Consider the following 13,108-nt stretch of genomic DNA (forward strand, 5'->3'; position numbering starts at 1 on the left):
GAGGCCGGAGAGCGGAAGCAAGAGGTCGTACGGATGAACCTGCTACTCGCCGAGGTGGCCCAGGCCACCCAGCGGTTGGCCGCGGCCGGCGTGCCGTCGCCGCGCTTCGACGCGGAGGAACTCGCCGCACACGTCCACAACGTCAGGCGCAGCCAGCTGCACACCGTCAAGGACGGCGACTTCGACGCCCGGTACTGGGAGGCGGTGGCCCGCCGGGAGGCCCGCGAGCCGCTCCAGCACATCACCGGCCGGGCGTTCTTCCGCTACCTGGAGCTGGAGGTCGGCCCCGGCGTCTTCGTGCCCCGTCCGGAGACCGAGTCGGTCGTCGAGTGGGCCATAGACGCCGTCCGCGACATGGACGTGGCCGAGCCGCTGGTCGTCGACCTCTGCTCCGGCTCCGGCGCCATCGCGCTCGCCCTCGCCCAGGAGCTGCCCCGCTCCCTCGTCCACGCCTTCGAGCTGGACGAGGGCGCGCTGCCCTACACCCGGCGCAACATCGGGTCCTCGCCCGACCGCGCCCGGGTCACCCTGCACGAGGGCGACGCCACCCGGGCCTTCGAGGACGACCGCGCCTGGGACGGCCGTTTCGACCTGGTCATCTCCAACCCGCCGTACATCCCGCTCACCGAGTGGGAGTACGTGGCGCCGGAGGCCCGCGACCACGACCCGCAGATGTCGCTGTTCTCCGGCGAGGACGGCCTGCACACCATCCGCGGCATCGAGCGCGTCGCCGCCCGCCTGCTGCGCCCGGGCGGCGCCGTGGTGATCGAGCACGCCGACACCCAGGGCGGCCAGGTCCCGTGGATCTTCAACGAGGAGGCCGGCTGGACCGACACCGCCGACCACCGCGATCTGAACAACCGCCCGCGCTTCACCACGGCCCGCAAGGCGTCGCTGTGACCGACCGGGCGACCGGCGGGCTCCGCGGCACGTCGGGGCGCCGTACCGGCGCCGGCACCAGCACCAGTACCACCACGAGCACCACCACGAGTTCGTCCGGAAGGGGACCGCACCGATGAGCCGCCGCTACGACTGTGCCGATGCCGGGGACCGCGCCACCGGTCTGCGTGAGGCCACCTCTGCCATCCGTCGCGGCGAACTCGTCGTGCTGCCCACCGACACCCTCTACGGGGTCGGCGCGGACGCCTTCTCCCCGGAGGCGGTGGCCGCCCTGCTCGCCGCCAAGGGCCGCGGCCGCAACATGCCCTCGCCCGTCCTGGTCGGCTCGCCGACCACCCTGCACGGCCTGGTGACGGACTTCTCCGAGCAGGCATGGGAGCTGGTCGACGCCTTCTGGCCGGGCGGGCTCACCCTGGTCGCCAAGCACCAGCCCTCGCTGCGCTGGGACCTCGGCGAGACCCGCGGCACCGTCGCGGTCCGGATGCCGCTGCACCCGGTCGCCATCGAGCTGCTGAACGCCACCGGTCCGATGGCCGTCTCCAGCGCCAACCGGACCGGCGGCCCGTCCCCGTCCACCTGCGACGAGGCCCAGCAGCAGCTCGGCGACGCCATCTCGGTGTACCTGGACGGCGGCACCGCCGACCACGCCCAGGCCTCGTCGATCGTCGACGTCACCGGCAAGGTGCCGGTACTGCTGAGGGCCGGCGCGATCTCCGTCGAGCAGCTGAGGGAGGTCGTCCCCGACCTGGAGGCCGGCAGTTGACGGCCGCCTCCCTCCATGCCGGGCCCGGCATATCGCCGTACCTGAGCGTGGGACCCAGGCCGCTGGACCACTTCCGGATCCTGTACGTGTGCACCGGCAACATCTGCCGCTCGCCGATCGCCGAGCGGCTCACCCGGCGTGAGCTGGACACCCGGCTGAACCCCCGGGTGGCCGGCCGGATCCTGGTCGAGTCGGCCGGCACCTGGGGCCATGTCGGCGCGCCGATGGAGGACCACGCCGCCACGGTGCTGGACGAGTACGGCGCCGACAGCGGCGGCTTCACCGGCCGCGAACTGCTGGACGAGCACGTGGTCGAGGCCGACCTGGTGCTCACCGCGACCCTGGACCACCGGGCCCAGGTCATCTCCATGGGCCACGAGGCCGGGCTGCGCACCTTCACCCTGAAGGAGTTCACCCGGCTGGTCCGGACGATCGACCCGGGGACCCTGCCGGACCCGCGCCGGGGCGCCGACGTGACCGAGCGCGCCCGGGCCCTGGTCCGGGCCGCCGCGGCGCTCCGCGGCTGGCTGCTGGCCGCCGACCCCGAGACGGACGAGTTGCACGACCCGTACGGCGCGCCGATCGGCATGTTCCGCAACTGCGGCGAGGAGATATTCCACGCCGTCGACCCCGTGGTCACCGCGCTCACCGGGGTCCGCGCACTGCACTGAGCGCCGGCCCGGTCGCCGGCCGGTCGCCGCGGCGCCGCCGGCCCCCTCGCGACGCTTCCTACGGCCGGGCGTACCCCGGCACGCGCCGCCGTGCCGGGGCGCCGGGGCGGTCCTACGCTGGAGGGATCCGACCCGACGCGCCCGGGAGCCCCCGCCATGACCGTCACCGATGCCGCGACCGGCCCCGTCGAGACCCCCGAGGCGCTCTCCGCCGCCCTGTTCCGGGCCGATCCCCAGCTGGCCGACCTGATGGCCGCCGAGGCCGAACGGCGGGCCGAGACGATCCAGCTGCTGGCGGGGGAGAACCTCACCGGCCCGGCCGTGCTGGCGGCCCTCACCGGCCCGCTGATCGACAAGTACGCCGAGGGCTACCCGGGCCGCCGCCACCACGCCGGCTGCTCGCTGGCCGACGCCGCCGAGCTGCTGGCGATCGACCGGGCCCGCGAGCTGTTCGCCGCCCCGCACGCCAACGTCCAGCCGCGCTCCGGCACGGCGGCGATGCTCGCCGCCTACGCCGCGCTGCTGCGGCCCGGAGACGTGGTGCTCGCGATGTCGCTGGAGCACGGCGGCCACCTCAGTTGCGGCTCGCGGGCCAACTTCTCCGGCCGCTGGTTCGACTTCGTCGGCTACGGGGTGCGCCGCGAGGACGGGCTGATCGACCTCGACCAGGTCCGCGAGCTGGCCCTGAAGCACCGGCCGAAGGCGATCGTGGCCGGCTCCATCTCCCACCCGCGGCACCCCGACTGGGCCGCCTTCCGGGCGATCGCCGACGAGACGGACGCCTATCTGGTGGCCTCCGTCGCGCAGACCACCGGCCTGGTCGCGGCCGGGGTCGCGCCGTCCCCGGTGCCGTACGCGGACGTCACGGTGGCGGCCACCCACAAGCTGCTCCGCGGCCCGCGCGGCGGTCTGCTGCTGTGCACCGCCGAGCTGGCGGAGCGGGTCGACCGGGCGGTCTTCCCGTTCAGCCAGGGCGGCGCCGCGATGAACGAGGTGGCCGGCAAGGCCGTCGCGCTGGCCGAGGCCGCCACACCCGCCTACCGGGCCTACGCCCACCGCACGGTGGCCGGGGCGCGGGTGCTCGCGGCCGGGCTCGCGGAGGCCGGCGCGCGCCCGTTGACCGGGGGGACCGACACCCATCTGGTGACCGCCGACGTCGGCGCGCTCGGCGTCAGCGGGGCCGAGGCGGAGCGCCGCTGCGCGGCCGCCGGACTGTTGTTCGGCAAGTGCGCGCTGCCGTACGACCCGGCGCCGCCGTCGGAGGCCTCCGGGATCCGGCTCGGGACCGGCACCGTGACCTCGCAGGGCATGGGGGAGACCGAGCTGGCGGAGATCGCCGCCCTGGTCGGACGGCTGCTCGCCGGGGGTACGGACGTCCGGGTGGCGGAGCGGGTCAGGGAGCTCGCGCGGGCCTTCGCCGGGCGGCGCTGACCGCGCTTCCGAATCTCCTACCCGGTAGGGCGAACCGCGATGCGTGCCCCCGGCGTCCGACTCAATAAGGTGTGTGCCGTGGCGACGCACCTCGAACCTCGGACAGGCACGGGAGTACCTTCGGTACCCAACCGTCGGACAACGCTGCGGGAGGCCAGTGGTGCGTGAGTATCTGCTGGTGCTGTTCTGCACCGCGGCGGTCACCTATCTGCTGACCGGCCCGGTCCGGAAGTTCGCCATCGCGGCGGGGGCGATGCCCCCGGTCCGCGCGCGTGACGTGCACCGCGAGCCGACGCCCCGGCTCGGCGGCATCGCGATGTTCGGCGGACTCTGCGCGGGCATCCTGGTCGCCTCCCAGCTCGACAACCTGAGCAAGGTGTTCTCCCAGGGCACCGACATCCGCGCGCTGCTCTCCGGCGCCGGCATCATGTGGCTGCTCGGCGTGCTGGACGACAAGTGGGGCGTGGACGCCCTGGTGAAGCTGGGCGGCCAGATGATCGCCGCCGGTGTGATGGTCTGGCAGGGCGTCACGGTGATCACCCTGCCGGTGCCCGGTTTCGGGCCGGTCGCGGTCAGTCCGACCCAGGGCATGGTCATCTCGGTGGTCCTGGTCGTCGTGATGGTCAACGCGGTGAACTTCATCGACGGCCTGGACGGTCTGGCGGGCGGCATGGTGTGCATCGCCGCGATCGCCTTCTTCCTGTACTCGTACCGGCTCTGGTACGGCTACACGATCTCCGACGCCGCCCCCGCGGTGCTGTTCAGCGTGCTGCTGATCGGCATGTGCCTGGGCTTCCTGGCGCACAACATGCACCCGGCCCGGATCTTCATGGGCGACTCCGGCTCGATGATGCTCGGCCTGATGCTGGCCGTCGCCGCGATCTCGATCACCGGCCGGGTCGACCCCGACCTGATCACCAGCGAGCTGGGGTCGCAGACCGCCACCGTGCACGCCCTGGTGCCGATCTACATCCCGCTGCTGCTGCCGCTGACGGTCATCGCGCTGCCGCTGGCGGACCTGCTGCTCGCGGTGGTCCGCCGCACCTGGGCGGGCCAGTCCCCGTTCGCCGCCGACAAGCGGCACCTGCACCACCGACTGCTCCAGGTCGGCCACTCGCACAGCCGCGCCGTACTGATCATGTACTTCTGGGCCGCGCTGATCGCCTTCGGGACCGTCGCCTTCTCGGTCACCAACACCGGCCGGACCGTCGTCCTCACGCTGGCCGGGCTCTGCCTGGTCGGCCTGGTGGTGCTGCTCACCCCGCGGTTCCGGCCCCGGGCCCCGCGCGCGGTGCAGGCCTTCGTGCCGCCGCGCTACCGCCGCCGTCCGGTGCGCCGGACCGCCGCCGCCCCGGTCGCGGAGAGCACCGCGAGCAACGGGAGCAACGGGAGTGCCGGGACCGCCGAGGGCACCGAGCTCACCGCCGAATCGGCCGGGCGTACGAGCTCCGAGCCGATGGCCGAACTGTCGGCCGAGGACAAGCGGCTGCTCGGCGGAGTGCCCAAGGGATCGTCGGCGGCCACCGGCCGAGGTCACGGCAACGGCCGCGGCCGTTGGGAGAGGTGAGGGTGTGTCAAGCGGCTCACCCGATCGGCGGCACCCTTGGGCCATCGGTGTGACAGGTACCACACATTCATGGTAAAGCTCTCATCAAATAGTTTGTGATACCGTTCACGAGTACCGAGAAGACGCCGAAAGACCTGACAGGTGGATGACTTCCGTCCCTGGCGGGTCCCACTCGACGGGCTCGCCGTCGAGAGACCGGCCCGCGGTGGTTTCGGTCCGGTACCACCCACCGAGTTCTGTGCCCGTCCCCCCGCCACTCGACATGCCGCCGGAGTTGCCGACATGCCGTCCAACGACGCCCGGATCCTCCGAGGCGCCGCGATCCCCACTGCGGTCGCCGGAGTCATCGCGATGGCGATCTCCTTCGCCGTCGCGGGAGGCAAGGGCCTGCTCGGGGCCCTCTTCGGCGCCCTGCTCGTGCTGGTCTTCTTCGCCTCCGGCCAGGTCGCCCTCGACCGGCTGACCAGGTCGAACCCGCAGATGATGATGGCCGTGGGGCTGCTGGTGTACACCACGCAGATCCTGCTGGTCGGCATCGTGCTGGCGGTCTTCAAGGACACCGAGCTCTTCAACCGGCAGGCCTTCGCCTTCACCCTGCTGGGCTGCGTGCTGATCTGGACGGGCTTCCAGGTGCGCGGCTTCCTCAAGGCCAAGACCTTCTACGTCGAGACCGACGCCTCCGAAAACAAGGCCGAGAAGCCCTCGGACAAGGGGCGTCAACAGTGACGACGGCCCACTGTCCCCCCAACGAGGGGGGCGGTGTTTATGCCGCACTGACGGACTGCTATCGTCCGTCGCAACAACGGAGTACGGGAAGAGGCCAGGTCCATCCGCAGCGCGGATCGATCGCCCCCCGGATCCGGGCAGTCTTCGATGATCCCGCTGTGGTGCAGTGCTCTGCCGCGCGGGGTCGGCGAGAAATCCATCAAGTTCCAGTGCCGCTCCGTGGCCGCAGGCCATGCCGACACACCGAGGTTGCCGTAACCATGCGTCACGACGAAGGAGTCCGTGGTGAGTGCTGAACTCACGTCCCTCGCCTCAGGCAGTTGCCACTTCGGGGACGCTGGCTGCGGCTTCCCGGCCCCCGGCCTGAACGAGTTCCAGTTCGAGCCGATTTTCACCATCGGCAGCTTCGAGTTCAACAAGCCGATGCTGCTGTCGATGATCGTGGCTGTCCTGGTCATCGGCTTCTTCTGGGCGGCCTTCGCGAAGCCGAAGCTCGTCCCGGGCAAGCTGCAGCTGGTCGGTGAGATCGGCTACGACTTCGTCAAGCGTTCCATCGTGCTGGAGACGATCGGCAAGCGGGGCGAGAAGTACGTCCCGATGCTCGTCTCGATGTTCTTCATCATCTGGCTGATGAACATCCTGTCGGTCATCCCCTTCGCCCAGTTCCCGGTGACCGCGGCGATCGCCTTCCCGGCCGGCCTCGCGGCCGTCGTGTGGTTCACCTACATGGGTCTGACGTTCAAGAACCACGGCTTCGTCGGTGGTCTGAAGAACCTCTGCTGGCCGTCGGGTATCCCGGGCTGGGTCATGTTCATCCTGGTGCCGATCGAGTTCTTCTCGAACATCTTCGTGCGCCCCTTCACGCTCGCGGTCCGAGCCTTCGCGAACATGTTCGCCGGCCACCTGCTGATCGTGATGTTCTCCATCGCCTCCTGGTACCTGCTCAGCCCGACCCTGGGCGCGCTGTACGGCTCGGCCTCGTTCGTCGTCGCCGTCGGCCTCACCGCCTTCGAGCTGCTGGTCCAGTTCCTGCAGGCCTACATCTTCGTGATGCTGGCCAGCAGCTACATCGCCGGTGCCCTCGAAGAGGCGCACTGAGCCCGGGCCCCTCACCGGGCCCGCCACGATCCACACCTCCCGGAATGCCCGGTGGCCAATCACCACCGGTTCACCACCCTGCAAAGGACAACTGCAATGAGCTTCCTCGCTGAGGGCACTGTCTACGGTTCCGTCGCCTCGATCGGCTACGGCCTCGCCGCCATCGGCCCCGGCATCGGCGTCGGTCTGATCTTCGGCAACGGCGTCCAGGCCATGGCCCGCCAGCCCGAGGCTGTCGGCCTCATCCGCTCCAACATGTTCATCGGCTTCGCGCTCACCGAGGCCCTCGCGCTGATCGGCATCGTCATGCCGTTCGTCTTCGGCAACAAGTAATCCCGCCGCAGACCCATTCGAGGAAGGTCCAGATATGAGCATCGCGGCTCAGTTCGCGGCCGAGGAGAAGATGAACCCTCTCCTCCCCGCTTGGCCCGAGATCATCATCGGCCTGCTCTGCTTCTTCATCGTCTTCGGTCTCCTCGGCAAGAAGATCCTCCCCAGCATCGAGAAGGTGCTGGCGGAGCGCCGGGATGCCATCGAGGGTGGCATGGAGCGCGCCGAGGCCGCTCAGAACGAGGCGCAGGCCCTGCTCGAGCAGTACCGCGCCGAGCTCGCCGAGGCGCGCCACGAGGCTGCTCGCATCGTCGAGCAGGCTCGTGAGCAGGGCGCTGCCCAGCTCGTCGAGATGCGCGAGGAGGGCCAGCGTCAGCGCGAGGCCATCGTCGCCGCCGGCCACGCCCAGATCGAGGCCGACAAGAAGCAGGCGACTGCCGCCCTGCGCCAGGACGTGGGCTCGCTGGCCACCCAGCTGGCGTCCCGCATCGTGGGTGAGTCCCTCGAGGACCAGGCGCGACAGAGCGGCGTCGTCGACCGCTTCCTGGACGAGCTGGAGGCCAAGGCCGCCGTTGCTCAGGGTGCGGCGAAGTGATCGGCGCCAGCCGTGAGGCCCTCGCCGCCGGGCGGCAGAACCTCGAGAGCCTGACCGACTCCACCTCGGTGGACGCGGCCCGGCTCGCCGAGGAGCTCACCGCCGTCACGGCCCTGCTGGACCGCGAGGTCTCGCTGCGCCGGGTTCTGACCGACCCGTCCCGGTCGGGTCAGGACAAGGCTCAGCTGGTCTCCTCGCTGCTGGCCGGCCAGGTCTCCGGCGAGACGGCCGACCTGGTCTCCGGCCTGGTCCGCTCCCGCTGGTCGGGTGGCCGTGACCTGGTCGACGCCGTGGAGGAGCTGGCCGCGTACGCGGAGGTCATCGCCGCGGACAGGGCCGCTGCCCTGGACGACGTCGAGGACGAGCTCTTCCGGTTCGGCCGGGTGGTGAGCGGCTCGCACGAGCTGCGCGCCGCGCTGACCGAGCCCAAGGCCGGCGCCGTCGCCAAGACGGCCCTGATCAAGAAGCTGCTCGGCGGCCGCGCCAACGCGGGCACCGTGCGGCTGGTCACCAGCCTCGTCAACAACCCGCGTGGCCGTAGCCTGGAGCAGGGGCTGGAGTCCTACTCCAAGCTCGCCGCCGCCCGGCGCGATCGCATGGTGGCCCAGGTCACCACCGCGGTGCCGCTGTCGGACAGCCAGAAGGAGCGCCTGTCGGGCGCCCTCGGCCGGCTGTACGGCCGCCAGGTCCACCTGAACATCGATGTCGACCCCCAGGTCGTCGGCGGTGTCCGGGTGCAGGTCGGTGACGAGATCATCGACGGCACCGTGTCGAGCCGCCTCGAGGGCGCTCGCCAGGTTCTCGAAGGCTGAGCACCGAAACAGCACATCCGACCCTCGGTCGGGAAACCGGCTCCACCGGAGTCGGCAAAACGTACGGCCGGTTCATACGACCCGGCCGAGAGTCGAGCACTTGCGGCCCTCAATGGCGGGCCGAGGATCGCAAACTAGGAGAGCAGGGAAGCCTGATGGCGGAGCTTACGATCCGTCCGGAGGAGATCCGGGACGCGCTGGCCGACTTTGTCCAGTCGTACCAGCCGGACGCCGCCTCTGTGGAAGAGGTCGGCACGGTCACTGACGCGGCGGACGGCATCGCGCATGTCGAGGGTCTGCCCTCGGTCATGGCGAACGAGCTGCTGAAGTTCGAGGACGGCACGCTCGGCCTCGCGCTGAACCTCGACACCCGCGAGATCGGTGTCGTCATCCTCGGTGAGTTCGGCGGCATCGAGGAGGGTCAGACGGTGCGCCGCACCGGCGAGGTCCTCTCCGTGCCGGTCGGCGACAACTACCTCGGCCGCGTCGTGGACCCGCTGGGCAACCCGATCGACGGTCTCGGCGACATCGCCGCCACCGGTCGTCGCGCCCTGGAGCTGCAGGCCCCGGGCGTCATGGCCCGCAAGTCGGTCAAGCAGCCGCTGCAGACCGGCATCAAGGCCATCGACGCGATGACCCCGATCGGCCGCGGCCAGCGCCAGCTGATCATCGGCGACCGCCAGACCGGCAAGACCGCGGTGGCTGTCGACACGATCATCAACCAGCGCGACAACTGGCGCTCGGGCGACCCGGAGAAGCAGGTCCGCTGCATCTACGTCGCCGTGGGCCAGAAGGGCTCCACCATCGCGTCCGTCCGCGGCGCCCTGGAGGAGGCCGGCGCGCTGGAGTACACCACGATCGTGGCCGCTCCCGCGTCCGACCCGGCCGGCTTCAAGTACCTGGCTCCGTACACCGGCTCCGCCATCGGCCAGGAGTGGATGTACGACGGCAAGCACGTCCTGATCATCTTCGACGACCTGTCGAAGCAGGCCGAGGCCTACCGTTCCGTCTCCCTGCTGCTGCGCCGCCCGCCGGGCCGCGAGGCGTACCCGGGCGACGTCTTCTACCTGCACTCCCGTCTGCTGGAGCGCTGCGCGAAGCTGAACGACGCGCTGGGCGGCGGCTCGATGACCGGTCTCCCGATCATCGAGACCAAGGCCAACGACGTGTCGGCGTACATCCCGACCAACGTCATCTCGATCACCGACGGCCAGTGCTTCCTGGAGTCCGACCTGTTCAACGCCGGCATCCGCCCGGCCGTGAACGTCGGTATCTCGGTCTCCCGCGTCGGTGGCTCCGCCCAGATCAAGGCCATGCGCTCGGTCGCCGGCCGTCTGCGCCTGGACCTCGCCCAGTACCGTGAGCTGGAGGCCTTCGCCGGCTTCGGCTCCGACCTGGACGCGGCCTCCAAGGCCCAGCTGGAGCGCGGTGCGCGCATGGTCGAGCTGCTGAAGCAGGGCCAGTACCAGCCGTTCCCGGTCGAGGAGCAGGTCGTCTCCATCTGGGCCGGCACCACCGGCAAGCTGGACGACGTCCCGGTCGCCGAGATCCGCCGCTTCGAGCGCGAGTTCCTGGACTACGTGCGCCTGCAGCACAAGGACCTGCTCGCGGGCATCGTCGAGACCGGTCTGCTCGCCGACGGCACCGTCGACGCGCTGACCGCCGCGATCGGCGAGTTCAAGCAGGGTTACCAGACCGCTGACGGCAAGCTGCTCTCCGAGCAGGCCTGAGTCCGGTAGCGAGGGAAAGGACGTAACGACCCATGGGAGCACAGCTTCGGGTCTACAAGCGCCGGATCCGCTCTGTCACCGCGACGAAGAAGATCACCAAGGCGATGGAGATGATCTCCGCGGCGCGCATCGGTAAGGCGCAGCGCGCGGTGGCCGCCTCCACCCCGTACGCCGATGAGCTCACCCGGGCGGTGACCGCGGTGGCCACCCGGTCCACCGCCAAGCACCCGCTCACCAGCGAGAACCCGAACGCCTCGCGTGCCGCAGTCCTGCTGATCACGGCGGACCGCGGTCTGGCGGGCGGCTACTCGTCCAACGCCATCAAGGCCTCGCTGGCGCTCGCCGAGCGTCTGCGGTCCGAGGGCAAGGACGTGGTGACGTACGCCGTCGGCCGCAAGGGCGTCTCGTTCTACGGCTTCCGTGACCTCGCGGTCGCGCAGTCGTGGACGGGCTTCTCCGACAAGCCGACCTACGCCGACGCCAAGCTCGTCTCGGCCGCGCTGATCGAGGCCTTCACGGCCGAGACCGGCGGGGTGGACGAGGTCCACGTGATCTCGACCAAGTTCGAGTCGATGCTGACGCAGACCGCCGTCGACGCGCGGCTGCTGCCGCTGAAGCTCGACGAGGTCAAGGTCAGCGAGGAGTCGTCGGCGAAGACGGAGATCTTCCCGCTCTACGACTTCGAGCCGTCGGCGGAGGGCGTCCTCGACGCGCTGCTGCCGCGGTACGTGGAGAGCCGGATCTACAACGCGCTGCTGCAGTCGGCCGCTTCCGAGCACGCCGCCCGCCGCCGCGCGATGAAGAGCGCGACGGACAATGCCGGCGAGCTCATCAAGTCGCTCACGCGGCTTGCCAACTCGGCCCGCCAGGCCGAGATCACCCAGGAAATCAGCGAGATCGTCGGTGGCGCGAACGCGCTCGCTGACGCGAGCCGCGGGAGCGAATGAGTATGACTACCACTGTTGAGCCGACCACGGCGACGGGCCGCGTCGCGCGGGTCATCGGCCCGGTCGTCGACGTGGAGTTCCCCGTCGACGCGATCCCGAACATGTTCAACGCCCTGCACGTCGAGGTGGACAACCCCGACGGCAGCGGCAAGAAGATCCTCACCCTCGAGGTCGCCCAGCACCTCGGCGACGGCCTGGTCCGCGGCATCTCGATGCAGCCGACCGACGGCCTGGTCCGTGGCTCGCAGGTCACCGACACCGGCTCCGCCATCTCGGTGCCGGTCGGCCAGATCACCAAGGGCAAGGTGTTCAACGCCCTCGGTGAGGTGCTGAACGTCGACAAGGACGAGTTCGAGTCGCAGGTCCAGGTCCGGTGGCCGATCCACCGCAAGGCCCCCGACTTCAAGGACCTCGAGTCCAAGACCGAGATGTTCGAGACCGGCATCAAGGTCATCGACCTCCTCACCCCGTACGTCACCGGTGGCAAGATCGGTCTGTTCGGTGGTGCCGGTGTCGGTAAGACCGTTCTGATCCAGGAGATGATCTACCGCGTCGCCGAGAACTTCGGTGGTGTGTCGGTCTTCGCCGGCGTCGGCGAGCGTACCCGTGAGGGCAACGACCTCATCGACGAGATGGTCGACTCGGGCGTTCTGGACAAGACCGCGCTGGTCTTCGGCCAGATGGACGAGCCGCCGGGCACCCGTCTGCGGGTCGCGCTCTCCGCGCTGACCATGGCGGAGTACTTCCGTGACGTCGAGAAGCAGGACGTGCTCCTCTTCATCGACAACATCTTCCGGTTCACCCAGGCCGGTTCCGAGGTGTCGACCCTGCTCGGCCGCATGCCCTCCGCGGTGGGCTACCAGCCGAACCTGGCCGACGAGATGGGCCTCCTGCAGGAGCGCATCACCTCGACCCGCGGTCACTCGATCACCTCGATGCAGGCGATCTACGTCCCCGCGGACGACCTGACCGACCCGGCCCCGGCCACCACCTTCGCCCACCTGGACGCGACGACCGTTCTGTCGCGCCCGATCTCGGAGAAGGGCATCTACCCGGCCGTCGACCCGCTGGACTCCACGTCCCGCATCCTCGACCCGCGGTACATCGCGCAGACCCACTACGAGACGGCCATCCGTATCAAGGGGATCCTGCAGAAGTACAAGGACCTCCAGGACATCATCGCCATCCTCGGTATGGACGAGCTGTCGGAGGAGGACAAGATCACGGTCCACCGTGCCCGTCGCATCGAGCGCTTCCTCTCGCAGAACACCTACGTGGCGAAGCAGTTCACCGGTGTCGAGGGTTCGACCGTGCCGCTGTCCGAGACCATCGAGGCCTTCAACTCGATCGCGGACGGCAAGTACGACGCGGTCCCCGAGCAGGCGTTCTTCATGTGCGGTGGCATCGAGGACCTCGAGCGCAACGCCGCCGAGCTCGCGAAGAAGTAGTCGCGGCCGGTAGCAGCCGAGCGTGATCGCGAGGGGTGGGCCCCAGCCCTGGGACCCACCCCTCGCGTCGCATCGGCTGTGATTCCGGTC

The 13,108-nt window shown here is 70.1% G+C and carries 13 protein-coding genes; all 13 read left to right on the forward strand.

Annotated features, from left to right (window positions below):
• Nucleotides 1–33: 33 nt before the first annotated feature.
• The 13 genes from prmC (at nucleotide 34) to atpD (ending at nucleotide 13,018) form a co-directional block, all read left to right on the forward strand.
• A complete protein-coding gene (prmC, locus tag ACW14Y_RS26000) occupies nucleotides 34–900 on the forward strand; it encodes a peptide chain release factor N(5)-glutamine methyltransferase (RefSeq protein ID WP_380387693.1) in 867 nt (288 codons plus the stop codon).
• Nucleotides 901–1,015: 115 nt separating this feature from the next.
• A complete protein-coding gene (locus tag ACW14Y_RS26005; RefSeq protein WP_380300479.1) occupies nucleotides 1,016–1,663 on the forward strand; it encodes an L-threonylcarbamoyladenylate synthase in 648 nt (215 codons plus the stop codon).
• Nucleotides 1,664–1,710: 47 nt separating this feature from the next.
• Nucleotides 1,711–2,334, forward strand: a complete 624-nt coding sequence (locus ACW14Y_RS26010; RefSeq protein WP_233290170.1) for an arsenate reductase/protein-tyrosine-phosphatase family protein — start codon at nucleotides 1,711–1,713, stop codon at nucleotides 2,332–2,334.
• A gap of 156 nt (nucleotides 2,335–2,490) precedes the next feature.
• Entirely contained in the window at nucleotides 2,491–3,765 is a 1,275-nt protein-coding gene (locus ACW14Y_RS26015; protein ID WP_380387690.1) for a serine hydroxymethyltransferase, read from the forward strand.
• Between the two features lie 160 nt (nucleotides 3,766–3,925).
• Complete coding sequence (locus ACW14Y_RS26020; protein ID WP_456983633.1) at nucleotides 3,926–5,332, forward strand: MraY family glycosyltransferase; 1,407 nt, start codon at nucleotides 3,926–3,928, stop codon at nucleotides 5,330–5,332.
• Between the two features lie 282 nt (nucleotides 5,333–5,614).
• Complete coding sequence (locus ACW14Y_RS26025; protein ID WP_266271499.1) at nucleotides 5,615–6,058, forward strand: hypothetical protein; 444 nt, start codon at nucleotides 5,615–5,617, stop codon at nucleotides 6,056–6,058.
• A gap of 285 nt (nucleotides 6,059–6,343) precedes the next feature.
• Nucleotides 6,344–7,156 carry a F0F1 ATP synthase subunit A gene (gene atpB, locus ACW14Y_RS26030; RefSeq protein WP_380300476.1) on the forward strand — a complete coding sequence of 271 codons (813 nt, stop codon included), beginning with the start codon at nucleotides 6,344–6,346 and terminating at the stop codon, nucleotides 7,154–7,156.
• A gap of 96 nt (nucleotides 7,157–7,252) precedes the next feature.
• Complete coding sequence (atpE, locus tag ACW14Y_RS26035; RefSeq protein ID WP_030392786.1) at nucleotides 7,253–7,489, forward strand: ATP synthase F0 subunit C; 237 nt, start codon at nucleotides 7,253–7,255, stop codon at nucleotides 7,487–7,489.
• Nucleotides 7,490–7,523: 34 nt separating this feature from the next.
• Nucleotides 7,524–8,081: a F0F1 ATP synthase subunit B gene (locus tag ACW14Y_RS26040; RefSeq protein ID WP_380300475.1), complete on the forward strand. Its 558-nt coding sequence runs from the start codon at nucleotides 7,524–7,526 to the stop codon at nucleotides 8,079–8,081.
• Nucleotides 8,078–8,893, forward strand: coding sequence for a F0F1 ATP synthase subunit delta (locus ACW14Y_RS26045; RefSeq protein ID WP_380387680.1), 816 nt, complete (start codon nucleotides 8,078–8,080; stop codon nucleotides 8,891–8,893). The genes ACW14Y_RS26040 and ACW14Y_RS26045 overlap by 4 nt, the downstream gene beginning before the upstream one ends.
• Nucleotides 8,894–9,048: 155 nt before the next feature.
• Nucleotides 9,049–10,623: a F0F1 ATP synthase subunit alpha gene (atpA, locus tag ACW14Y_RS26050; RefSeq protein ID WP_030392783.1), complete on the forward strand. Its 1,575-nt coding sequence runs from the start codon at nucleotides 9,049–9,051 to the stop codon at nucleotides 10,621–10,623.
• Between the two features lie 32 nt (nucleotides 10,624–10,655).
• The gene (locus ACW14Y_RS26055) at nucleotides 10,656–11,570 is read left to right on the forward strand and encodes a F0F1 ATP synthase subunit gamma (RefSeq protein ID WP_380300473.1); all 915 of its coding nucleotides are present in this window, start codon (nucleotides 10,656–10,658) and stop codon (nucleotides 11,568–11,570) included.
• Between the two features lie 2 nt (nucleotides 11,571–11,572).
• Nucleotides 11,573–13,018, forward strand: coding sequence for a F0F1 ATP synthase subunit beta (gene atpD / locus ACW14Y_RS26060; protein WP_045941625.1), 1,446 nt, complete (start codon nucleotides 11,573–11,575; stop codon nucleotides 13,016–13,018).
• Nucleotides 13,019–13,108: the final 90 nt, after the last annotated feature.

It is taken from the genome of Kitasatospora sp. cg17-2 (assembly GCF_054031055.1).